Origin of the sequence: Desulfurivibrio dismutans (assembly GCF_029210385.1) — a bacterium.
Lineage (GTDB): Bacteria > Desulfobacterota > Desulfobulbia > Desulfobulbales > Desulfurivibrionaceae > Desulfurivibrio > Desulfurivibrio dismutans.
In genome coordinates this window covers 36,434-59,363 of record NZ_JARGDQ010000008.1, presented here as the reverse complement: position 1 = coordinate 59,363, position 22,930 = coordinate 36,434, and the positions used below count along the sequence as shown (strand labels likewise).

At 58.3% G+C, this 22,930-nt stretch carries 23 protein-coding genes and 1 tRNA gene; 18 read left to right on the top strand and 6 right to left on the bottom strand.

All coding sequences use genetic code 11. The features are described 5' to 3' along the window. Nucleotides 1-7: 7 nt before the first annotated feature. The 4 genes from P0N66_RS10095 to cysS form a co-directional block, all read right to left on the bottom strand. Nucleotides 8-1,414 carry a hypothetical protein gene (locus tag P0N66_RS10095; protein ID WP_275804949.1) on the bottom strand — a complete coding sequence of 469 codons (1,407 nt, stop codon included), beginning with the start codon at nucleotides 1,412-1,414 and terminating at the stop codon, nucleotides 8-10. Nucleotides 1,415-1,491: 77 nt separating this feature from the next. Then, entirely contained in the window at nucleotides 1,492-2,112 is a 621-nt protein-coding gene (locus P0N66_RS10090; RefSeq protein ID WP_275804947.1) for a GTP-binding protein, read from the bottom strand. Then, nucleotides 2,112-2,510: a roadblock/LC7 domain-containing protein gene (locus P0N66_RS10085; RefSeq protein WP_275804945.1), complete on the bottom strand. Its 399-nt coding sequence runs from the start codon at nucleotides 2,508-2,510 to the stop codon at nucleotides 2,112-2,114. The genes P0N66_RS10090 and P0N66_RS10085 overlap by 1 nt, the downstream gene beginning before the upstream one ends. 239 nt (nucleotides 2,511-2,749) lie before the next feature. Beyond that, nucleotides 2,750-4,225, bottom strand: a complete 1,476-nt coding sequence (gene cysS, locus P0N66_RS10080; RefSeq protein ID WP_275804943.1) for a cysteine--tRNA ligase — start codon at nucleotides 4,223-4,225, stop codon at nucleotides 2,750-2,752. Between the two features lie 454 nt (nucleotides 4,226-4,679). On the opposite strand from cysS, the gene P0N66_RS10075 reads away from it, so the two are divergent. From P0N66_RS10075 to murA, 16 genes are all read left to right on the top strand, one after another. Beyond that, on the top strand, nucleotides 4,680-5,150 hold the full coding sequence (locus P0N66_RS10075; RefSeq protein ID WP_275804941.1) for a hypothetical protein: 471 nt from the start codon (nucleotides 4,680-4,682) through the stop codon (nucleotides 5,148-5,150). Between the two features lie 205 nt (nucleotides 5,151-5,355). Next, nucleotides 5,356-6,942, top strand: a complete 1,587-nt coding sequence (serA, locus tag P0N66_RS10070; protein ID WP_275804939.1) for a phosphoglycerate dehydrogenase — start codon at nucleotides 5,356-5,358, stop codon at nucleotides 6,940-6,942. Between the two features lie 151 nt (nucleotides 6,943-7,093). Continuing rightward, nucleotides 7,094-7,411 (top strand): DUF1844 domain-containing protein, encoded by a 318-nt coding sequence (locus P0N66_RS10065; protein ID WP_275804937.1) that lies wholly within the window; start codon nucleotides 7,094-7,096, stop codon nucleotides 7,409-7,411. Continuing rightward, nucleotides 7,392-8,273 carry a 4-(cytidine 5'-diphospho)-2-C-methyl-D-erythritol kinase gene (ispE, locus tag P0N66_RS10060; RefSeq protein WP_275804935.1) on the top strand — a complete coding sequence of 294 codons (882 nt, stop codon included), beginning with the start codon at nucleotides 7,392-7,394 and terminating at the stop codon, nucleotides 8,271-8,273. Before P0N66_RS10065 ends, ispE begins: the two co-directional genes overlap by 20 nt. Beyond that, nucleotides 8,253-8,327 (top strand) — tRNA-Gln (locus P0N66_RS10055). The genes ispE and P0N66_RS10055 overlap by 21 nt, the downstream gene beginning before the upstream one ends. 28 nt (nucleotides 8,328-8,355) lie before the next feature. Next, the gene (locus P0N66_RS10050) at nucleotides 8,356-9,303 is read left to right on the top strand and encodes a ribose-phosphate pyrophosphokinase (protein ID WP_275804932.1); all 948 of its coding nucleotides are present in this window, start codon (nucleotides 8,356-8,358) and stop codon (nucleotides 9,301-9,303) included. Nucleotides 9,304-9,509: 206 nt separating this feature from the next. Then, nucleotides 9,510-10,079: a 50S ribosomal protein L25 gene (locus tag P0N66_RS10045; protein WP_275804930.1), complete on the top strand. Its 570-nt coding sequence runs from the start codon at nucleotides 9,510-9,512 to the stop codon at nucleotides 10,077-10,079. A gap of 5 nt (nucleotides 10,080-10,084) precedes the next feature. Continuing rightward, nucleotides 10,085-10,678, top strand: coding sequence for an aminoacyl-tRNA hydrolase (gene pth, locus P0N66_RS10040; protein ID WP_275804928.1), 594 nt, complete (start codon nucleotides 10,085-10,087; stop codon nucleotides 10,676-10,678). A 63-nt stretch (nucleotides 10,679-10,741) separates the two neighbouring features. Continuing rightward, nucleotides 10,742-11,239 carry a CarD family transcriptional regulator gene (locus P0N66_RS10035; RefSeq protein WP_275804926.1) on the top strand — a complete coding sequence of 166 codons (498 nt, stop codon included), beginning with the start codon at nucleotides 10,742-10,744 and terminating at the stop codon, nucleotides 11,237-11,239. Nucleotides 11,240-11,318: 79 nt separating this feature from the next. After that, nucleotides 11,319-12,305 carry an RluA family pseudouridine synthase gene (locus tag P0N66_RS10030; protein WP_275804924.1) on the top strand — a complete coding sequence of 329 codons (987 nt, stop codon included), beginning with the start codon at nucleotides 11,319-11,321 and terminating at the stop codon, nucleotides 12,303-12,305. Nucleotides 12,306-12,332: 27 nt separating this feature from the next. Further along, the gene (gene coaE / locus P0N66_RS10025) at nucleotides 12,333-13,064 is read left to right on the top strand and encodes a dephospho-CoA kinase (RefSeq protein WP_275804922.1); all 732 of its coding nucleotides are present in this window, start codon (nucleotides 12,333-12,335) and stop codon (nucleotides 13,062-13,064) included. 510 nt (nucleotides 13,065-13,574) lie between these two features. Then, a complete protein-coding gene (gene rho / locus P0N66_RS10020; RefSeq protein ID WP_275804920.1) occupies nucleotides 13,575-14,843 on the top strand; it encodes a transcription termination factor Rho in 1,269 nt (422 codons plus the stop codon). 146 nt (nucleotides 14,844-14,989) lie between these two features. Further along, a complete protein-coding gene (gene rpmE / locus P0N66_RS10015; protein ID WP_275804918.1) occupies nucleotides 14,990-15,199 on the top strand; it encodes a 50S ribosomal protein L31 in 210 nt (69 codons plus the stop codon). 134 nt (nucleotides 15,200-15,333) lie between these two features. Continuing rightward, a complete protein-coding gene (prfA, locus tag P0N66_RS10010) occupies nucleotides 15,334-16,404 on the top strand; it encodes a peptide chain release factor 1 (protein ID WP_275804917.1) in 1,071 nt (356 codons plus the stop codon). Beyond that, the gene (prmC, locus tag P0N66_RS10005) at nucleotides 16,401-17,348 is read left to right on the top strand and encodes a peptide chain release factor N(5)-glutamine methyltransferase (RefSeq protein ID WP_275804914.1); all 948 of its coding nucleotides are present in this window, start codon (nucleotides 16,401-16,403) and stop codon (nucleotides 17,346-17,348) included. The genes prfA and prmC overlap by 4 nt, the downstream gene beginning before the upstream one ends. 4 nt (nucleotides 17,349-17,352) lie before the next feature. Next, on the top strand, nucleotides 17,353-18,609 hold the full coding sequence (gene murA / locus P0N66_RS10000) for a UDP-N-acetylglucosamine 1-carboxyvinyltransferase (protein WP_275804912.1): 1,257 nt from the start codon (nucleotides 17,353-17,355) through the stop codon (nucleotides 18,607-18,609). Nucleotides 18,610-18,647: 38 nt separating this feature from the next. On the opposite strand, the gene P0N66_RS09995 is transcribed toward murA, so the two are convergent. After that, entirely contained in the window at nucleotides 18,648-20,444 is a 1,797-nt protein-coding gene (locus P0N66_RS09995) for a two-component system sensor histidine kinase NtrB (protein ID WP_275804910.1), read from the bottom strand. A gap of 469 nt (nucleotides 20,445-20,913) precedes the next feature. On the opposite strand from P0N66_RS09995, the gene P0N66_RS09990 reads away from it, so the two are divergent. Then, nucleotides 20,914-21,426 (top strand): periplasmic heavy metal sensor, encoded by a 513-nt coding sequence (locus tag P0N66_RS09990; protein ID WP_275804908.1) that lies wholly within the window; start codon nucleotides 20,914-20,916, stop codon nucleotides 21,424-21,426. A 28-nt stretch (nucleotides 21,427-21,454) separates the two neighbouring features. On the opposite strand, the gene P0N66_RS09985 is transcribed toward P0N66_RS09990, so the two are convergent. Next, nucleotides 21,455-21,880 carry an MORN repeat-containing protein gene (locus tag P0N66_RS09985; protein WP_275804907.1) on the bottom strand — a complete coding sequence of 142 codons (426 nt, stop codon included), beginning with the start codon at nucleotides 21,878-21,880 and terminating at the stop codon, nucleotides 21,455-21,457. Nucleotides 21,881-22,069: 189 nt separating this feature from the next. Between P0N66_RS09985 and P0N66_RS09980 the strand changes: the two genes are divergently transcribed. Next, nucleotides 22,070-22,876, top strand: coding sequence for a DUF3108 domain-containing protein (locus P0N66_RS09980; protein ID WP_275804906.1), 807 nt, complete (start codon nucleotides 22,070-22,072; stop codon nucleotides 22,874-22,876). Nucleotides 22,877-22,930 lie beyond the last annotated feature (54 nt).

Here is a 22,930-nt window from a genome sequence, read left to right as displayed (position 1 = left end):
CCCGTCATCAGCCCTCGGGCAGGGAGGCGGGGCGGGCGGTGATGACGGTGACGGTTTCCTCCCCCCTTTTCAGTTCTCCAGCGACCATGGAGCCGGGATCGCTGGTTGGGAACCATTGCCATTCCGAGGTAACCTGCAGCAGTTCGATGGTGCTCTCCACCCGGAAAACGGCGCCGGCATTCTCCTTGAACAGCAGGACAATGGGGCTTTTGTCGCCTCGCTTGGGGGCTTCATCCGGGGCCAGGGGCAGCAGCATGTTTTTTAGCGTGTCTTCTGCCAGTCCGGTCAGGTCGCCGCTGACTTGGCGGCGGACTTTGCCAAACAGCCCCTTTTTTAAATTTTTCAGCGGGAAAAAGGGGCCGCTGTACTTTTTACGCCCCGGAATTCCCTGAAAGGCGATCTCATCGGGAACGAAGGCCACCCGGCGGTCGTTGCGGGTGGTGACCGCCAGGCTTTTCCACGGGCAGACCGCCGGGGCCGAGGATGATTGCCGCGAAGAAGGTGTCGCCGGGCCGACCGTTTCGCTTGCCCGCCGGGCTTCCGTCAGGGCCTGGCCAAGCATCTTTTGTTGCCTTTCGAGATGCTTGCGCAGATCGGTGTGGACCGCTTGCAGTTTTTCATAGCCCCGGTTTTTGGCAAACAGCTTTTCCATGGGTACGATTCGCTTGTTGATGCATTTATCCAGAATCGTCAGGTGGGCTTTGATCGCGGTGACCAGCGGTGGGTCGACTTCGGGGGTGGTGGCCTGATCGGCGGCGGATGATGCCTGGGGCGCCGGTTTTTCCTGGTTGTCGGTTTTTATGAAGTCTGCGGCCCGGTTGGTTGTTGCCGGTTGAGGCCGGGTTTCCGGGGGTGGGCTGGTTTCGGTTGCGGCTGGCTCCAGCCGACCGGCTTCATGTACATGGGCGATGGCCGCCCGCAGTTTGGCCATCGCCGGGGCGATCATGTTCTGCTCGACCATCGGCATTTCCTCGGTGGTCATGGCGGCCTTGATCGCTTCCATGCCGTCCTGCATGGTTTTAGGCACGGTGGTGGGAACGCTGCGGGGAGAGTCGGCAATGGCCTCCAGGATCTCCTGCATCACGGCCAGCAGTTCCGCCAGGACATCCTGCTGCTCCCGGTTGAGGATGGCCTGAATACCTTGTAGGGCCCGGGCGGTTTCTTCGATGTTGGCGGATGAAATTTCCCAGTCAAGGGAGAGCAGGGCCTCCTCGAGTCGGAGTATCTCCTGGTTGGCCGGCGGTTCCTGGAAGGACGGGTCGTCGCCGGCCGGTCCGGCGTCACTGGACGACGTCGGCTTAGCTGCTGGTTGTTCTTTGCTTTTTTCCTTGTTGCCGGTGTATTGACCAAAGAGATTGTCGATGGCGTTGTCGATTTCGCTGTGGAGTTCCTGCTCTACCATGTTCTGGGTCATACTCAACTCCTGACGGGATTTACGGATGTGGAGCGCCTGACCTTAACTTAACAATTTGCCGGCGTTGCAAACCTATCTTATTTCATGTCGGCCAGTAGGTGCTTGTTGGCCACGTAACGGACCGTCTGTTTGCTGATCTCCTGCAGGGTTTCAAAAACCCCGACGCCTTCAATGGCCGAAGCCGGAAAGGTTTTGACCTTGAGGGTGTCGTTCAGGTCGCTTTCAAGCTCTTCGATGGTCAGGGTTGGGGTGGGGGTATCGGCCAGATCCCTTTTGTTGTACTGAATGACCAGGGGCATTTTTTCGATTTTCAAGCCGTAGTCCTGTAAGTGGCGGCGGAGGTCATCCAGACTTTCGATGTTGCTTTGCCGCCGTACCTTCAGGGGGTCGGCGACAAAAACCAGCCCGTCAACTCCCTTCAGCACCAGCTTGCGGGTGGCCTCGTACATGGTCTGACCGGGAACGGTGTATAGCTGGATGCGGATGTTGAACCCCCGGATGGTACCCAGGTTGAGCGGCAGCAGGTCGAAAAAGAGGGTCCGGTCACCTTTGGTGTCGATGGTGAGCATCTTGCCCCGGTCTTTTTCGGCCATGGACTCGTAAACGCTGAGGAGGTTGGTGGTTTTTCCGCAACGCCCCGGGCCGCAATAAACAATTTTGCAGTGCACTTCTCTTTTGCTGAGATCGATCAGGGCCATTAATTATCCTCGAAGATCTCCGTGATGGTTTTAGCCAGCTCGGATACCCGGCAACGGACCAGGCCCAGGGAAACGTCTTCCCGGAAGATGGTGATCAGGATCAGTTCACTGCCGATGCGGCCGAAATGGATGTTATCGGTTTTTCCCTTGTGAAACAGCAGGGAGAAGTCTTCTTCGCCGATGAGTTTGGCGATCTGGGAAGTGGCGCCGAGATTGGCCGCCGCCAGGGCGGCCAGAGAGATGGTGTCGATGTCGGATGAGTCTTTGCCGCAGTTGGACAGAATGTTGCCGGCCCCGTCAATTAACAGGGCGGTGCGTACGCCGGCGCTGATCAGCGAGTTTTCGATGGCCATGCGGGTTTTTTCAATCATTCCCGCAGTAAGGATAAAATCTCGCATGGAATTCCTCGTCATGGAGAGATGCTAAGCTGATGGCGTGCGCCGGGAAATATGGCCGTCGCCTGCTTATGTACGTCAGGCGGCAACCAGCGTTTGTGCTCGATTTTAACCGAACTGAACTTCAACGTTGTATCCTGTACGAAACTGACGCAGGTATGATTACCTGGAAAAAAAAATCGTGTCAAGAGCATAACTGCCGGGAAAGGCGTAATAGCAATGGTTCTCACAGTTGTAATTGCTCAGTGCTGATTTTTTATTACCTCCCACATTGTGCCATCCGGGCCGTCTTTGATGATGATTTTTTGGCTCAGCAGCTGATCGCGAATGCGGTCGGCGGCAGCCCATTCCTTGTTCCGGCGGGCTTGCTCCCGTTGGCTGAGCAGCGTCTCGATTTCCGCCGGTTTGATGCTCAGGCCGGCCAGCAGCCGTTCCTGGCGTTTTTTCAGGAAGGCGGCTGGATCTTCCCGGAGCAGGCCGAAAATGCCGGCCAACTCCCGGATGTTGGCAGCGGTCCGCCGCAGCAGTTCCAGGTCCGGAGGGGCCGGGTTGGTGGGCAGGGCCTGGCGGATCTTGTTGATGATTTTGACGGCGTCGAAAATCCGCCCCAGGGCCAGGGCGCTGTTAAAATCAATATCCATGGCCTGGTAAAAGCTGTCCGCCAGTTTTGTCAGCTTGTTGCGGTCCTTATCGTCGATCACCGACGGTGTGGAATCGCCGTCGGCGACCGGCAACTGATTCATCGCCGCCAGGGCGCTGTACAGTCGGGTCAGGGCGGCTTCGGCGTCGTGCAGGGCGCTTTCGGAATAATCCAGCGGGTTGCGGTAATGGGTGGAGAACACGAACAGCCGCAAGGCCTCGGCCGGATGACGCGCCAGCACTTCGCGAATGGTGAGGAAGTTACCCAGTGACTTGGACATCTTTTCGTCTTTGATGGTCACGAAACCGTGGTGAATCCACAGGTTGGCGAAAGGTTTGCCGCTGGCCCCCTCGCTCTGGGCGATTTCGTTTTCATGGTGGGGGAAGACCAGATCCTTGCCGCCGCCGTGGATGTCGAAGGTCTCGCCCAGGTATTTTTTACCCATGGCCGAGCATTCAATGTGCCAGCCCGGCCGGCCCGGCCCCCAGGGGCTATCCCAGGCCGGCTCACCAGGTTTACTGGCCTTCCAGAGGACGAAATCCATGGGGTGCTCTTTGTTGTCGTTGACCGCCACCCGGGCGCCGGCCTGCATGTCCTCCAGGCCGCGGCCAGACAGGACCCCGTAGCCGGCGAAGCGCTGGACCCGGTAATAGACATCCCCCCCGGCCTCGTAGGCCAGGTCTTTGGCGACCAGTTCCCGGATCAGGGCGATCATCTCCGGCAGGTGTTCGGTGGCCAGGGGTTCCAGGGTGGGCGGCAGGGTACCCAGGGCCTCCATGTCCTCGTGGAATTTGGCGATGAAACGCTGGGACAGCTCCTCACAGGTGGTGTTCTGCTCCTGGGCCCGCTTGATGATCTTGTCGTCGATATCGGTAAAGTTGCGGACAAAGGTAACGCGGTAGCCGCGTTGCTGCAGGTAGCGGTAAACCATGTCAAATACCAGCACCGAGCGGGCGTGACCAATGTGGCAGTAATCGTAAGCGGTAATTCCGCAGACGTACATCTTTACATGGCCCTCTTCCAGAGGACTGAGTTTTTCCTTGCGTGCGGTCTTGGTGTTGTGGATGAGTATGGTCATGCAGGAACCGTTTCCGTTGGGTAGTGGTTGACAAGTACCGGGGTGACCCCGGCTCGGGGGTTGGCATTATTGTTTGTCGTTGCCGCCGGAATAAATTATGATGGCCCGGTAAAAAAACTTCAGCCCATATATACTTCTTTTGCCGCCGGGTATCAACCATAGCCGGCATAGCCGGCACCGGCTTGCGGTGCCGTGTTTTACCAGCCCGTTGAAAAACGGGCTGGTAGCGGCCCATGGATGGGCCGCCGAATTCAGTGGCACTGAAAGTGGCAATGAATTCGTGAGGTTGGCCAAAGCCATCTTTGGCCAACCGTTAGTTGAAAAAGCCAGGGATGGCTTTTTCAACGGACTGTTAGTGGGTGTGGCAGAGAAAACGGTTGTCGGGAGATGCGCCCGGGCCCCGGTGTGGCCCCAAAATCATGAATACAAAGTTTGCCGGGAGTACATTGAAACTATGATTCTCATGGAAGAAAGCACGCTGGCCAACGGCCTGCAACTGGCCTTTTACGACAAATCGCGGCGGTTGGCCGGTGATCGGTGGTTGGTGGAACTGCAGTGTACTGCGGAGTATCCGGTCACGGCAACCCTGACTGCGGAGTTTACCGAACCCGACGAAGAGTTGCGGGCTGAGGTACTGACCCGCCTGGGTGAAAAGCTGGAGTTTACCGTTAACCGCACCCGCCATTTTATTGATGAGCATGAAAAAGAACAGGCGCTGGCCGAGCTGTCGTCTCGGCTCCAGGAACATGTGCTGGCCTATTTTGCCCGGCCGGATTTTCCCCGCCGGCTTTTGCTCGATGCCTGTGGAAAATTGCGGGAAGAATGCCGGTTGTCCCGGCTGCGCTCCCGGGAGCAACCGGAAGCCGATGACGACGAGGGGCCGGCGGATTTTTCCCATCTCTTCCGTGGCCAGTCTCCCCGCTGACCAGACGCGGAGGCGGACAGCGGTTATACGTTTACCGCTTGACAAACCAAAGCGATGGCATCATATTCGAGCCTTTTTCTTACTTAACGGGAGACCCCTGTTTTAAAAGGGGAAGGCGGGGGCAGTCTGCTCCGTCAATTGAATGCGGGGTGCCCGGTGAAGCCGGAATCGGCCGGCTAAACAGTCAACAACTGGAGTTAATTTGATGAAGGTATTGATCAGTGACAACCTGGCCTCGGTGGGCGAGACCATCTTGCGTGATGCCGGCCTCGAAGTCGATGTACGCACCGGTTTGAGACCAGAAGAGTTGCGGGCCATTATTGGCGAGTATGACGGGCTGGTGATCCGCAGCGCCACCAAGGTCACCGCCGAAATCATCGCGGCGGCCGATAAGCTCAAGGTGGTTGGCCGGGCCGGAATCGGCCTGGACAATGTCGACGTGGCCGCCGCCAGCCAGAAGGGGATCGTGGTGATGAACGCCCCGGACGGCAACGCCACCACCGCCGCCGAGCATGCCGTGGCCATGATGATGGCCTTAACCCGCAAAATTCCCCAGGCCACCGCCTCCATGAAGGAAGGCAAATGGGAGAAGAAGAAATTCCAGGGTCGCGAGGTCACCGGCAAGACCATGGGCGTGGTGGGTATCGGTCGGATCGGCCGGATTTTTGCCGAACGGGCCCAGGGCTTGCGGATGAAGGTCATTGCCTATGATCCCCACATGCCCAAAGAGCAGGTGGAAAAAATCGGCGCCGAACTGGTCTCCCTGGATGAACTCTGTCGCCGGGCCGACTATATCTCGGTTCATGTCCCGCTTACCCCGGAAACCAAGCACGTGCTGGGGGCCGAGCAGTTTGCCCTGATGAAGCCCGAGGCCATGCTGGTTGACTGCGCCCGGGGCGGTGTGGTGGAGGAAAAGGCTCTTTACGAGGCTTTGAAGAATGGCACCATCCGTGGTGCGGCCCTGGATGTCTTTGAGGTGGAGCCTACCACCAAAGAAAACTGCCCGCTGCTGGCACTGGACAACTTTATCTGTACCCCCCACCTGGGAGCCTCCACCGCCGAGGCCCAGGAAAACGTGGCGGTGGCTATTGCCGAGCAGATGAGCAATTACCTGCTCCACGGTTCGGTGGTCAACGCAGTCAACGTCCCCTCGGTAAGCGCCGATGTGATGGCCAAAGTCGGTCCTTACGTGAAACTGGCGGAAATGATCGGCGCCCTGCACATGCAGATCGCCAAGGGTGGGGTGGATGAAGTGGTGGTTGAGTTCAGCGGGGATCTTGCCCAGCAGACCACCACCCCCATCACCGTGGCCCTGCTCAAAGGGCTGTTCACGCCCATCCTGCGGGAGGCGGTCAACTACGTTAACGCCCCCCTGATCGCTAAAGAACGCGGGATTCGGGTGGTGGAGTCCAAGACCGGACAGTCCGATGATTTCCTCAACCTGTTGAGCGTACGGGTCAAGACCAGCGAAGGTGAAAACGTGCTGGCCGGCACCGTGTTCGGCAAAAAAGAGCCACGCCTGGTGCGTTTCAACACTTTCCGCATGGAGGCTCTGCCGGAAGGGCCCATGCTTTTTGTTCATAACAATGACGTGCCGGGAGTGATCGGTCGGCTGGCGACCACCATCGGCGAGGCCGGGGTCAATATTTCCCGGATGACCGTCGGACGGGAGCAGGATTCCGGGCGCAACATCATCCTGCTGAATACCGACAGTCTGCTGGACCGTGAGTTGTTGAAGAAGGTTAGGGCCCTGGATAACATCCACGACGCCATGGTCCTGGATCTGCCGTAAACGTTCAGTAGCATCGCCGCAATCTGCGGCACTGCTGAACGTTTACGGGTTTGGCTTGGGCATGAACGGGTGGCTTTTGTGAGTAGATACCCTGGTTTTATTGATTTAAGTGGTGTTTTTTTGCGGGTCTGCTTGCGGGTGGGAGGTTGGTATGGCCGAGGATAATGGTAAGCGGGAAAAGTGCTGTCCGCCGGGGCAGGTGTTGAGAGACGGCAAATGCGTGTTGCCCGAGGTTACCTTTACGACCCTGGTGCTTTCCTTGAATACCTCAGCTTTGCTGCACCTCGGGGAGTTGGAGGATCCGGAGATCGGGGGCAAAAGCCGGGATCTGGCCCTGGCCAAGCATACCATTGATACCCTGCGCCTGTTGGAAGAAAAGACGGCGGGCAATCTCACCACGCAGGAAAAAGAGCTGCTGACCAATATGCTCTACGACCTGCGGATGCGCTATGTCCAGCTCACCCGCTGATTTACCGGCCGGTGAGCTGGAAATCAAGGCGCCGGCCAAGATCAATTACTTTCTGCACATTCTGGGCAGGCGCCCCGACGGTTACCACGACCTTGACTCCCTGATGATCAAGCTGGAACTGGCCGACCGTTTGCTCCTGCAACGGCGGAAGACGGCCGGCATTGCCGTGTCCTGCCCCGGCGGGGAGGTGCCGGCCGGGCCGGATAATCTGGTTTATAAAGCGGCGGCAGCTTTCTTCGCCCATTGCGAGTTGGCGCCTGCTCTGGCGATCACCCTGGACAAACAGATTCCGGTGGCCGCCGGCCTGGGCGGCGGCAGCAGCGATGCCGCCGCCGCGCTGCTGGGGCTGAACCTGCTTTACGATACCGGGCTGGAGGAGGATGTTTTGCTGGCCCTGGCCCGGCCGCTGGGGGCCGATGTCCCCTTTTTCGTGCAGCCTTCGCCGGCGGCCCGGGCCCGAGGTATCGGCGAATTGCTGACCCCGGCGCCGGTGCCGGCCGGGGTCAATTGGATTGTCCTGGTAAACCCCGGTTTCGGGGTCTCCACCAAGTGGGTTTATGACAACTTTCCATTGACAAAACAGAGCGATCCCGCTATTTTTACCGGCTCTTCAGCGGCGGCTGATTTGCGGCCATTTAACGACCTGGAGGCCGTGACCATGGCCGGTTACCCGGAACTGGAGGCCATTCGTGAGCAGTTGCTGGCGGCGGGGGCCGAAGCGGCTTTGATGTCCGGCAGCGGTCCCACCATGTTCGCCGTCTTTGTTGAAGAACCGGCGGCCCGCGCCTGTGCCGCCGGCCTGGCCCGGCAGTATCGGAAAGTTTATGTGACCAGACCCTGCTGGGGCGTCGTCAAGCGGTAAGACACAAGACTTTGACTCTTGCATTCGCAGGTTCGAATCCTGCCGCCCCAGCCATTTCAGCCAAATTAAGGAGCCTTGTCCCTTGCCTGTCAACGAGATGAAAATCATCGCTGGTAATGCCAACCCGGCTCTGGCGGAAAGTATTTGCCACCAGCTGCAGACCCCCCTTACCAAGGCCGAGGTGCGTCGCTTCAGCGACGGCGAAATTTTCGTCGAAATCGGGGAAAATGTCCGCGGGCGGGATGTTTTTATCATTCAGTCCACCTGTCCGCCGGTTAACGATAACCTGATGGAACTGATGATCATCACCGACGCCTTGCGGCGGGCATCGGCCCGGCGGATTACCGCCGTTATGCCCTACTACGGCTACGCTCGCCAGGATCGCAAGGTGGCTCCGCGGGTGCCCATCACTGCCAAGGTGGTGGCTGAGATGCTGATGGTGGTGGGGGTGCGCCGGGTGCTGACCATGGACTTGCATGCCGGTCAGATTCAGGGTTTTTTCAATATTCCGGTGGACAACCTTTTTGCCGCTCCGGTTTTGCTTGATTACCTGCGGGAGCAGGTGGATGTTTCCCGTGTGGTGATGGTTTCGCCGGATGCCGGCGGGGTGGAGCGTACCCGGGCCTTTGCCAAGCGGCTCAATACCACCCTGGCTATTGTTGACAAGCGCCGGGAGCGGGCCAACGAGTGTGAAGCGATGAGTGTGATCGGCGATGTCAAAGGCAAAGTCGCCGTGCTTCTTGATGATATGGTGGATACCGCCGGCACCCTGTGTTCGGCGGCCAACGTGCTGCTGGAGGCCGGCGCCAAAGAGGTGATCGCCTGCTGTTCCCATGGAGTGCTCTCCGGGCCGGCCATCGACCGGCTGGAAGAGTCCCGGCTCAGCCGTCTGGTGATCACCGACAGTGTACCCCTGCGCGGCGCCGCCAAGGATTGTAGCAAGATAAAGGTGCTGTCGGTCAACAAGCTGCTGGCCGAAGCAATTCACCGGATTCATGCCGATGACTCGGTAAGCTCGCTGTTTGTTTGATGGTAAAAGTCCAGCAGCACCGCTGAAAGCGGCGATCGGCCCGGCTTGCGTACTGATGTACGCGGTGCCGGCCCGCTTGCCGCTTTCAGCGGCACTGCTGAACTTTTACCGCTTTATCTGCCGATTAGTTTTGTTTTTTTACCGTCAACCCTGTTTTAGTTGGGGGCGGCTTTGAGTCAGTTGTTTAATCCAGGAGGAAGAAGATCATGTTACAAGTAGATGTCCAAGCCGCCAAGCGCGATCAGCGTGGTAAAGGCGCGGCCCGTAGCCTGCGTCGTGCCGGCCGGACCCCGGCGGTGCTTTATGGCCCGCAAATTGATCCCCAGGCCCTGAGCCTTGATACCCATTCCTTTACCAAGGCCCTGTTCTCGGTGCATCGCCGCAATTCGGTGATCAACTTGGAAGTGTCTGATGGACAGAATAAAAATGTTCACCATGTGGTCGCTCGCGAGATTCAGACCGATCCCATTCTGGACAACGTCCTGCATGCTGATTTTTACGTGATCTCGCTTGAAGAACCCCTTGTTTTTCAGGTGCCCTTGCGTTATCGCGGCAAGGCCAAAGGGGTGGATATGGGTGGTGACCTGGTTACTTCCCTCTACAAGATCAGCCTCAAGGGTAAGGCTTTGGATATCCCCGATGAGGTCGAAATTGATATTTCCGGCCTTGGTCCCAACAGCCAGATGACCTGTGGCGAGTTGTCCCTGCCTGCCGGGGTTGAACTGGTGCAGGAGAAAGATGAGGTTTGTGTGGCGGTTGTCGGCGGCACCGAATAAATCCCATGCGTCTTTTGGTCGGACTGGGAAATCCCGGTGGTGAGTATGAACTTACTCGCCACAACGTTGGTTTTATCTTCGCTGATTACCTGGCCGACCGGCATGGGATCAGTCTGAAAAACGAAAAAAAATGGGACGCCGAGGTCGGGCGGGGGGCTCTCTGGGGACAACCGGTGATGCTGGTCAAGCCCCTCACTTATATGAATCGCAGCGGGCTGGCGGTTGGCAAGATCGCCCGTTTTTTTCAGCTGGATCCGGCCTCGGTGGTGGTTTTTCAGGACGAATTGGATCTTCCCCTCGGCGCCTGCCGTTTGGCCCAGGGCCGGGGAGCCGGCGGCCATAACGGCATCAAGTCGGTGATGGATCATCTGGCCAGCCGCGACTTTGTCCGCATTCGCATCGGCGTTGGCCGGCCGACCGCGTCCCGGGCGGCGGCCGGCTTTGTGCTCTCCCGTTTTTCCCAGTCTGAGTTGCAGGTGCTGGATAAACTGCTCCCCTTCCTGGAAGAGGGCCTGGAGACGCTGTTCAAACGTGACCTGAAAACGGCCATGAACTTGATCAATGCCTCTACTGGCGCGGCTTTGGAAGAGAGTGATTGATAAATTCCAGCGGGCATGCTATAGTGAAGCTTCGTTAATTCCTTGGTAGTGGGAGAGAAGCTTATGAGTGCTACGGTGGAGATGTTTCGGGTTGGTGATATGGCCGTTTATCCGGCCCATGGCGTCGGCAAAATAGAGTCCATCGAGTCCCGCAAGGTTGGCGAGATGGAGCAGTCGTTCTATGTAATGCGGTTCATCGAATCCAATATGACGGTGATGATCCCCACCACCACCTGTGGCACGGTGGGCCTGCGCAACATAATTTCCGCCGATGATGTGCAGAGCGTCTTTGCCATCCTCAACCATCGGGATGTGGAAACCGAGTCCCAGCCCTGGAATCAGCGTTACCGCGAATATACCAACAAGATCAAAACCGGCTCGATTTTCGAAATTGCCGCGGTCCTGCGCGATTTACTGTTGCTGCGGGGGGATAAGGATCTCTCTTTTGGCGAGCGCAAGATGGTGGATACTGCCAAAACCCTGCTGGTCAAGGAAATCGCCTTGGCCAAACAAATCCAGGAAGAGCAGGTTGCCGAGCATATCGACCGGATCTTCTCCTGAATATTTTCCCGGCTGCTTTTTTTCGCCGATGGTCGCCCTCTTTCTTTCTTTCATTTAATAAAATCCGTGCCCTGCTTACGTGACCTTGGTTGAACCATCATCCTTTGCCTTCGTCGTTGCTCCCCACGAGGCGGGCAGACGTTTGGACCAGGTGCTGGCCATGAGAGTGGTTAAGCCTTTGGGGTTTACCCGTTCCCGATTGCAGGCCCTGATTCGGCAGGGGCAGGTGACGGTGGCATCCGCCGCCGGAACCGCAACCGGCGCTCCGGTTAAGCCCGGCACGCTGCTTAAAGCTGGCGATCGGATTGATCTGCGGGTGCCGCCCCCCGAGCCAGTCGACCTGGTGGCCGAGCATGTAGATTTTTCCCTGCTTTATGAAGATGACGACATTCTGGTGTTGACCAAGCCGCCCGGGCTGGTGGTGCATCCCGCCGACGGCCACCGGCAAGGGACTCTGGTTCATGGACTGCTCTACCACTGCCGGACATTGTCCGGGATCAGCGGTCAGTTGCGGCCGGGCATCGTGCATCGGTTGGACAAGGATACTTCCGGTTGCCTGGTGGTGGCCAAAAATGATCAGGCCCACCACAGCCTGGTGCGGCAATTTAAGGGCCAGCAAGTGGAGAAAAAATACCAGGCCCTGCTGCGTGGCATCCTGGTGGAGGATGCCGGACGGGTTGAGTTGCCCATCGGGCGTCATCCCGTCAACCGGAAAAAGATGGCGGTGCGCCGGGAGGAGGGGCGAGAGGCGTTGACCCACTGGCGGGTGCGGCAGCGTTTCAGCGTTGGTTACACTTTGGTGGATGTGCGGCTGGAAACCGGCCGGACTCATCAGATCCGAGTCCACATGGCGGCTATGGGGCATCCTCTGGCCGGTGATCGGCTGTATGGCCGCAACGTCGAAGCCGACCGGCAGTATGGCATTGAACGGCAATGGCTGCATGCCTGGCAACTGGCCTTTAATCATCCCCGCAGCGGCCACCGGTTATCCTTTACGGCTCCGCTGTGGCCGGACCTGCAGGCCAGTCTGGCCAGGCTGCAGGAGTTGGCAAAGATTGAGAAATGAGCTTGTGGGAGCGTTGCGGGGCTGAAGATGATGGCTGAAAATCAAGAAAGCCCCCAAGAATTCAATAATGGCGGCAATGAACGGCCGGTCGTCGGCAACGGTTTGCTGGTCGGTATTACCGGCGGCATTGCCGCCGGTAAGAGCCGGGTGGCGGCATATCTGGCGGACCGGGGCGGTTTTTCCCGCCTCGATGTGGATGAACTTGCCCGTGAACTAATGGCGCCGGGAGGGGAAGGCTGGCTGGCCCTGCGGCAGCATTGTGGTGAGCGCTTTTTCAACCGGGACGGTGAGCTTGATCGTCTCGGCCTGCGGCGGGCCATCTTTGCCGATGCCGATCTGCGGACGCAGCTTGATCGCCGGCTGCATCCGTTGCTGCGCCGGGTCATGCTGGCCCGGGCTGCCGAGTTGTTGGTTGTCGGCAACGGGGTGGTTGTGGTGGAGGTGCCGTTGCTCTACGAGGCGGCCTGGGAGGATGACTTTGACTTGGTACTGGTGGTACAGGCCTCGGCCGGGCAGTGCCGCCAACGTTTGCAGGCCCGGGACCAAGTCAGCCGCCGGGAGGCCCTGGCGGCCCTGGATGCTCAACTGTCGCCCGAAGAGAAGGCGAGGCGAGCCGATCTGTTGATTGACAATGCCGGTGGCTGGGAGCAGACCCGGCTCTTGCTCGATCCCCTGATTATTCGCCTGCAGCAGTGGCGTGACGACCCGTTTTTACTGGCAGCACAACAAAAAAAGATGAGAAACGAGGAAAAAACTTGACAGCGGGAGGTCGAGTCAATACTATCCTCAAAATTTCGCTGACCAGCGGACTTTTTTTCCCATCATTCCCTCGGGCAAAGATGACAATCATTTTTTTGAGCTATAGTATATAAAGGAAGCGGGGAAACCCCCGGCGGTTGCGCTTGTTTTTCCTTTCCTGACTTACACCTTTGTTTTCACGCGGATTTTTCTGCCCTTCTGATCTCTGGTTTATTTGTTTCTCCGGCGACGTTTTATTGGCGTTGTCGACAATTTGTTATTTAATTGAATTTGCCAGCCCGTACCAGCGGCTTTCCGCCGTTTCATGGGGTCGATCCATCCGTAACCGTTCACCAGGGCCAATGAAGTGTTGATTTAACGGGCTGTAAACGAACAGCCGCTCCAGATGAGGTTTTGCAGCCAAGCTTACGTACTCCGTGTACGTAAGCTTGGCTGATCGCCCGAAGATGGGTGCGGCTGTTCGTTTACGTCCATCCTGTCGTTATCATGCAGCAAGGAGAGTATACGTTCATGAACATTGGGGAGTTGAAACGAAAAAAAATTGCCGAACTTACCAGCATTGCCAAGTCGATGAATATCGAAGGTTATGCCGGCCTGCGCAAGCAGGAGCTTATTTTTGCCATTTTGCAGCACCAGAGCGCCGCCCAGGGCAAAAACGGGGAAAATTACGGCGGCGGGGTGCTGGAGGTTCTGCCGGACGGGTTCGGTTTTTTGCGGGCGCCCGACTATAATTACTTGCCGGGGCCTGACGATATCTACGTTTCTCCCTCCCAGATTCGGCGTCTGAACCTGCGTACCGGTGATACCGTCGAGGGTCCGGTGCGCTTCCCCAAAGAGGGCGAGCGTTACTTTGCCCTGCTCAAAGTGGATCGGATCAACTTCGATCCACCGGAGAAATCCCGCGACAAAACCCTTTTTTCCAACCTCACCCCGCTGCACCCCAATGAACGGCTCAACCTGGAACGGGATCCCGCCAATTTTTCCACCCGGATCATGGACATGATGGCCCCCATCGGCAAGGGGCAGCGCGGCTTGATCGTGGCTCCGCCGCGGACCGGCAAAACCGTGCTGATCACCGATATCGCCAACAGTATCATCAAAAACCATCCAGAGGTGATCCTGATCGTGCTGCTCATCGATGAGCGGCCGGAGGAGGTCACCGACATGGCCCGCAGCGTTAATGCCGAGGTGATCAGTTCCACTTTCGACGAACCGCCCCAGCGCCACATCCAGGTGGCGGAGATGGTCCTGGATAAGGCCCGCCGGCTGGTGGAGCACCAGAAGGATGTGGTCATCCTGTTGGACAGCATCACCCGTCTGGCCCGGGCTTATAACACCGTGGTGCCGCCCAGTGGCAAGATTCTCTCCGGCGGGGTGGATTCCAACGCCCTGCATCGCCCCAAGCGCTTCTTTGGCGCCGCCCGAAATATCGAGGAAGGCGGCAGCCTGACCATCATCGCTTCGGCCCTGATTGAAACCGGCAGCCGTATGGACGACGTGATCTTTGAAGAGTTTAAGGGCACCGGCAACATGGAACTGGTGCTGGATCGTAAACTGGCCGACCGGCGGGTCTTTCCCTCTATTGATATCACCAAGTCCGGCACCCGTAAGGAAGATTTGCTGCTGAGCCCGGAGGAGATGAACAAGATCTGGATTCTCCGCAAACTGCTGTCCTCCATGAATCCCGTCGATGCCATGGAATTTTTATTGGATAAGATGAAGCGGACCAAGACCAATGAGGAGTTTTTTGCCTCCATGGTCAGCAGCAGCAGTTATTAATCAACCGTCCGGGCGTTGGATTACTTTTATCTTGTTCTGATGCTTCGGGACCCCGTTTGGTTTTTTGCTTGCATCGTGGTGGAAAAAAGTTATAATCCCCTGTTTTAATATTGTAATTTGCTCATTCTATTTGGAGGTTTGCGGTCATGAAGGAAGGTATCCATCCGGAATATCATAAAATTAAGGCATCATGCGCTTGCGGTAACGAAGTGGAGGTCGGTTCGACCATTGAAGAGGTCAAGGTGGAAATTTGCTCCGCCTGCCATCCCTTTTTTACCGGTAAGCAGAAACTCATCGATTCCGCCGGCCGGGTGGAGAAGTTCCTCAAGAAGTATGGCCGGACCATGGAAAAATAGTTTTCTTCTCTCTGCCTTAAATAACGCCCCAGGTGGTGCGCCGTTAATTTTGCCTGACGGTGCCGGTCCTTGGGGCGTTTTTTTGTCTCCGGGTGTTGTCCCGGCCAACCTCCATCTTCCCCTTAGTCGGTGCCATGTTTGAACAGCTCACTGATATCAAAGACCGTAAAAAGACCCTGGAAGATCGGCTCTCAGATCCTGATCTGATGCAGGATCAGGCCCGTTTCCGGAGCCTGGCCAAGGAGCACGCTCAGGTCAGCCGGCTGGAGGGGCTTTATTCCCGTTATCTTAAGGCTCTGGATGGTTACGCCGCCAACCGGCAGCTCCTCAATGAAGAAGATGATGAAGAGTTGCTGACCCTGGCGCGGGCGGAAAACGATGAGTTGCAGGAAGAAATTGCCGCCCTGGAACGGGACTTGCGCCTTGCCCTGCTACCTAAAGACCCCAATGACGAGAAGAATGTGCTGCTGGAAATCCGGGCCGGTACCGGCGGTGACGAGGCCGCCCTCTTTGCCGCCGACCTGTTTCGCATGTACAGCCGTTACGCCGAGGAACTGGGCTGGAAGGTGGAAGTGCTGAGCAGCAACCCCATCGGAATTGGTGGCTACAAGGAGATCATTGCCCTGATCAGCGGTGAGCGGGTGTACTCCCGCCTCAAATATGAATCGGGGGTACATCGGGTCCAAAGGGTGCCGGCCACCGAAACCCAGGGCCGGGTCCACACTTCGGCGGTGACGGTGGCGGTGCTGCCCGAGGCCGAGGAAGTGGAACTCAAGATCAACCCCGCCGAGCTTAAATTCGACGTTTTCCGCTCTTCCGGCCCCGGCGGTCAGAGTGTCAATACCACCGACTCGGCGGTAAGGGTCACCCATTTGCCCACCGGTCTGGTAGTCAGTTGCCAGGATGAAAAATCCCAGCACAAGAACAAGGCTAAGGCCCTGCAGGTTTTGCGCGCCCGGCTGCTGGACAAGCTGGAACGGGAGCAGCACGACCAGATTTCCAGTGATCGCAAAAGCCAGGTGGGCAGCGGTGATCGCAGTGAACGCATCCGGACCTACAACTTTCCCCAGAATCGCCTCACCGAACATCGCATCAACCTCACCATTTACCGCCTGGATACAGTGATGATGGGCCATATGAGCGAGGTGATCGATCCCTTGATGCTCCATTTTCAGACCGAGGCTTTAAAAAGTCAGTCCCAGTGAGCGGTGATCTTCATAAAGCCGGGCCGGTGGTTGAGCCTGATGCTGGCATGGCGGCGGAATTGCCGCCCGGTGCCCGGCTAAGTGAGCTGCGGGCGGCTCTTGCCAACCGGCTGCGCCGGGCCGGGATCGAAGAGGACACCTTCGAGGCCGACCTGCTGTTGCGATGGTTGCTGGGCTGTGATCGGGCCGGGCTGGTGCTGGCCGCCGAGCAGCCACTGGCCGAAACTCGGCGCCAGCGGCTGCTGGCCGCCCTGGCGCGCCGGGAGCGCCGGGAACCGCTGGCCTATATTATGGGTGAGTGGGAATTCTGGTCGCTGCCCTTTGCCGTTAACCCGGCAGTGCTTATTCCCCGGCCGGAAACGGAACTGCTGGTGGAGCAGGCCCTGGCCTTTGTGCGGCTGACTGAAACGGCCGCCGGCCGTCAGCGTTCCTGGCGGATCCTGGACCTGGGTACCGGCAGCGGGATCCTGGCGGTGGTTTTGGCCCGCGAGCTTCCCGCCGCCCGGGTGATGGCGCTGGACCGCTCCCCCGCCGCCCTGGCTCTGGCTTCAGCCAATGCCCGTCGGCACGGGGTGGCGGCCAGGATCAGTTTTGTTGGCAGCGACTGGTTGAGCGCCCTGGCGGTCCGTCCCGCCTTTGACCTGGTGGTGGCCAATCCACCCTATGTGGTCCGGCGGGATCTGCAAACCTTGCAGCCGGAAGTGCGGAATTATGAGCCACGTGGCGCTTTGGATGGCGGTGAGCAGGGGCTTGACGACATCGCCACCATCGCCCGCCAGTTGCCGGCGGTGCTGGCGTCCGGCGGTCTGCTGCTGATGGAAATCGGCTGGGATCAGAAGGAGGCGGTGGCCGGACTTTTTGCCCATGACCCCGCCTATCGGCAAGTAGAAATATTAAACGATCTGGCCGGTTTGCCGCGGGTGTTGCGCTGCCGACGGAGGTGATCTGATGGATAAAATTGTAATTGAAGGCGGCCACCCCCTGCAGGGGGAAATAGTCATCAGCGGGGCCAAGAATGCCGCCCTGCCGTTGATTTGCGCCACCCTGCTGGCTCCCGGTCCCCATGTGCTTGAAAATGTCCCCGATCTGCGCGACACCCGCACCATGTTGGCCCTGCTGGAAGCCCTGGGTGCGATCTGGCAGCGCGACGGCGACACCCTGACCATCGACACCGCCGGTCTGCACAGCCATGAAGCCTCTTATGACCTGGTCAAGACCATGCGCGCCTCAGTGCTGGTGCTGGGGCCGTTGCTGGCCAGGCTGGGTCGGGCCCGGGTATCACTGCCCGGCGGCTGCGCCATCGGCGCCCGGCCCATTAATTTTCATCTCCAGGGATTTCAGCAATTGGGGGTGCGCCACCGGCTTGATCAGGGTTATGTCGAGGCGGAAGTGGATGGCCGCCTGATCGGCGGCACCGTCTGTTTTGATATCCCGTCGGTCACGGCCACTGAAAATATTTTGATGGGGGCGGTGCTGGCCAAGGGAGAAACGGTGATCAAAAACGCCGCCCGGGAGCCGGAGATCGGCAACCTGGTGGACATGCTCAACGGCATGGGGGCCAGAATCAAAGGCCGGGGCAGCGATACCCTGCAGATCGAAGGGGTTGTCCGACTGCGCCCGGCCCGGATCAGGATCGTGCCCGACCGGATCGAAACCGGCACTTTTCTCATCGCTGTGGGGGCCACCGGCGGTGAGCTGACTTTGAACAACTGTGATCCCGCCCTGCTGCCGTCGCTTTATGAAAAACTGCGGGCCGCCGGGGTGGTGATACGTGAGGAGGCGGACCGGTTGCATGTTTCCCGCCGGGGACCGGTGCGGGCGGTGGATATCAAAACCATGCCTTATCCCGGGTTTCCCACCGACCTGCAGGCCCAGATGATGGCTCTGATGTGTTTCAGTAACGGACTGAGCCTGATCACCGAAACCATTTTTGAAAACCGTTTCATGCATGTGGCGGAGTTGCAACGGATGGGGGCCGATATCCGTATCGATGGCCACAGCGCCATTGTCAGCGGTACTGGCAGGTTGCGCGGAGCGCCGGTGATGGCCACCGACTTGCGGGCCAGCGCCTCGCTGGTTATTGCCGGCCTGGCCGCCGAGGGGACTACCGAAATCTCCCGGGTCTATCATTTGGACCGGGGGTATGACGATCTGGTGGGCAAGTTGAGCCGGGTGGGGGCGGTCATCCACCGGGAATCCGAATAGGCTCACCTGTCGCTTTAAAGGGCGGCACTGCTGAACGTTTACGGCAGGGTGATGGTGACGGTGGTGCCCTGACCGGGCCGGCTGGTAATTTCCATTTTGCCGCCGTGGTCGTCGATGATTTTTTGGGCCAGGGCCAGGCCAAGGCCGGAGCCTTCCGGTTTGGTGGTGAAGTAAGGGTCGGTGATTTTCGGTAAAATTTCCGGGGCGATACCCCGGCCGGTGTCGCTGACCTTGATCCTGACCGCCGGTTGTTCCGCCGGTTTTTCCCAGGCAACCATCAGGCTGCCGCCCTTGGGCATGGCCTGCAGGCTGTTGAGGTAGAGATTGAGCAGCACCTGGATGATCCGGTCGGCATCAATCATTGCCGGGGGGACAGCTGCGGCCGGTGGGTGCAGTTTCAGTTCCACCCCCAGGCTTTGGGCATCGGCGGTCACCAGCTGCAGGGAGTTGGCCAGCAGTTCGTTCAAATCTACCGGCCGGCGCTGCAGTGGCTGGGGGCGGGCAAAATCCAGCAGTTCACTGATGCTGCGGTTGATCCTTTCCACCTCACCGACCAGCAGACGGGCAGCTTCAGTTTCCTGTGGCGTTTCGCCACCCCGTGAGCCCAGTAGGGTGGCCAGTCCCTTGATGGAACTTAAGGGATTGCGGATTTCATGGGCCACCCCTGCCGCCATTTTTCCCAAAGCCACCAGGCGTTCATGCCGTTGCACCTCCTTTTCCATGGCCTGCAGTCTGGTGATATCGTGGAGCAGCACCGCCCGGCCGATGATTTGCTGCTCCCGGTCCCGAATCGGTACGGCGCTTAGCATGATGGTAAGCTGATCATCGTCACCGTTGGCTGCGGCGGGCGAAAGTCTGATCTCCCGGTCGATAACCTCCACATCAGTCAGCGGGCGCTGCAGGTGCCCGGCAACCAGTTCCGGCAGCACCTTGGTCGCCATTGCCCCAACCACCTTGGCCGGAGTAACGCCACACATCCCGGCCGCCACCTCGTTGCAGGTTTCAATCCGGCCCTGTCGGTCGACGGCAATGATTCCCAAGGGCAGGCGTGAGATCAACAGGCCGGTAAAAGCCTGGATATAGTTCAGGGTGCCAGCCGCCGTGCGGTATCCCTGGGCCCCCAACAGGGCCAGCCAGCCGCCGACGCCGACCAGTAACATAGCCAGCGAGATGAAGAAGATGTGGCGGCGATTCTGGCTGAGCACCTTGTCCGCCTCACTCATATCCAGTCCCACCAGAATCAGCAGTTCTCCTTCGGTGGCGGCCCGCCACAGCCGGCCGGCCGTTTCATTGGCCGGCTCGACGCCGGGGTGGCGCATACGCGGACGGTGTTCCATGCGTTCATGCCAGTGCCGACCACCCCGGCCAGCAAATGGGGCAAAGGAAGCGCTGACCTCGAACACTCGGGCTTCCTGCTCGGAGTCGTGGCGCAGGCGGTGGGAAGCGGCGGCCGGAGCGTCGGCGTCGGGCATTGGGGGAAGGGAGAAGGGCAGGGATATGTCCAGAAGATCGGGATTGTTGTGGGCCAGGATGTTTCCTGCCCGATCTATCAGGGCGATGTAAACAATTTCTGGCTCTGCCGCCACCTGCTCAAGCAACTGCTGCAAATGACCGATATCCTGGCCGCCCATCCGCATGGTGGCGGCCCTGGTGCCGGCCTCCAGCATACGGATGATACCTTGCCCCTGGTTGAACAGGTTTTCCTCGGCCAGCCGCTGTTCCCGTTGCAGATTATTGACAGCAAAGACCAGAACAATGGCCAGCAACAACCCCACGGCGGTGATCAGGATCCAGGGCGAAGCAAAAATTATTTTCTTGCCGGGCAGTTTTTCCATCAATAGTTCCACTTGTTTTTTGGCGGCCAGTTTACCTTGCCGGGGCAGCCGCAAAAAGTCGCTTTACAGGAAATTTTGCTCTCCCGGCGCCGCTGTTATGGCGATTCCGTCAGGCGACTGAACAAATACACCGATTAAACGAATACACTATTCGTGCCGCTCGTCACCCAAAAATAACATCATGGTTGTCCCCTCCTGGTTACACGGTTGGTTTGCCGGTGGGGCGGGGGCGATGAATGCTTACCTGGATAAAATATATCCGACTCCGTGGGCAAATGGATAAAAAGTAGCCAGTTTGTGGCGGCTTATTTTTTATGGCCACAATGTGGCAATTGGTTGACCAGGCTATCTTTCTGTATAGTCATCTTTTATGTTGTTTATTGAAACTTTGGCACGCTTGTTGAAATACCTTGCCTCAGGAAACGGCAATATTGGCCGTCACTTGATAAAAAACACCGGAGGTTAAGTCATGAAAAAAGTTATTTGCGGTTTTGCTTTGGTTGCCGCCATCGCCGTGGTCGGGGTTCAGAATGTCGAAGCCCGGATGGGTGCGGGTCCGGCCATGGGCGGCGGGGTCGGTATTGGGCTGGATGAAGAAACCCTCAAGGCCAGGCAGCAGTTTTACGACGAAACCGTGGAGTTAAGACGCCAGATCGTCAGCCATCAAACCGCTTTACAAGCCGTGTTGGCGGGCCAGAATCCCGACCCTGAAAAAGCCGCCACCCTGTCCCAGGAACTGTTTGACCTGCGTACGGAGAAACATCTTAAAGCGAGGGAACAAGGGATTGATCTGCCCGGGAAGGGGATGGGCATGCAAATGGGGCCGGGGCGATCAGCCCGAGGCATGACGAGTGGCCGCCCAATGATGGGAGCGGGCACTGGCGCTGGTGAGAGGCCTTGCCCGATGATGAATCAAGGTTCCGGGGACTCAACCGCTGAGGATGAAACTTCCGAGGACGGCGGAGGCCATAGTCACCATTGATTGACTGGTCAGTTTTACCGATCAGATTTCACATCGGCTGAAACTGGCCTTCTTTGAACCGGCCGGGGATCTGTTGGCCGTCGGGCATGGAAATGGTGCCCAGGCCGCTGATAGCCCCCTCGGTGAATTCGCCCTCCCATTTGCTGCCGTCGGCCTGCACCAGACGCCCCAGGCCATGAAAGCGGTTATTGGCGAACTCTCCGTCATAGCGGCAGTTGTCCGGCTGGATCAAAGTCCCTTTGCCGTGAAACATATTGTCTTTGAACTCGCCCTGGTAAACCATGCCGTCCACCTGGGTCAGGGTTCCCTTGCCGTCCATATTGCCATGTTTGAACTCCCCCTCGTAACGGTTGCCGGAACCGTCCACCAGGGTTCCCCAGCCGTGGGGTTTGTCGTCCTGCATTTCGCCGCTGTACTCGGTCCCGTTTGCCAGGCGGATGGTTTCTGAGGCCATTGAACATGTCTCCTTTACTGGATTGATGTTTTCAACCTAGCAAGATTAATGCAGGTCGGCAAGTTTTCTTCCGATCGAGTCAGAGGTTGTTACCGGTTTATGGGGTTTTCGTTGCCGCCGTTTGCGGGTTGAGTTAAGCTGCCGGGCAGCCGCCTTTTAACCAAAAGAGGATGATAGGGTTTTTTTAAGATGCGTTTTCTCTACCGTATTTACTCGGCCAGGGTGCTGGTGCTGTTATGGTTGGTGGGGTGCTTGCTGCCTCAGCCGGTGATGGCCAAGATGACCAAGCCCGTCGAGGAACTGCTGGCCACCGCTTACCCCGCCGGGGAAATTTTGCGCTATGAGGTAACCTGGATGGGGCTGCGGGCCGGGGAGTTGACCTTTGAAGTCAAGCAGCTCGATAAGCAGGGGGAGTTGCTGGCCATTACCATTCGGGCCCGGACCGTCGGTATGCTGGGCCGGGTGTATCCGGTGCAGGATGATTATCGGGTGGTGGTGGCGGGAGCGGCACGTCTGCCCAGTCATTACCGGATCGACGAGACCAAGCGGGGAAAACGCCGGGTCAGGAGCACCGTCTACGATCAGCAGAGGGGCCACATCGTTTATCAGCGCCGCTCTGATTCAGTGCGGGAGTATCGGGTGGACGGCCCGGTGCACAACGAGTTTTCCGCCTTTTACGCCACCCGGGTGATGCCCTTGACGGGGGAGGAGAGCATCATGATCCCCACCTTTGCCGATGAGCGGCGTAACAAAGTCAAGGTGGAGGTGGCGGGCGGTGATACTTTTCAAAGCCTCATCGGGCGGCAGGAATATCTGCGGGTCAGGCCCCGGTTGGATTTTGTCGGCCTGTATGAAAAGGCGGGTGATCCGGAAATTTGGCTGACCCCTGATCGTTACCGGATTCCGGTGCGGGTGCGCTCCCAGATTGCCATCGGTTCTCTGGTTGCCACCCTGGTTTACTACCAGGGCCCGGCCGGGGAGTTTGGCGAAAAATAAGGGTAACCTTTCAGCCGCCCCCCATCGTTCGGCCCCCGTGGTCACTTACCTCGT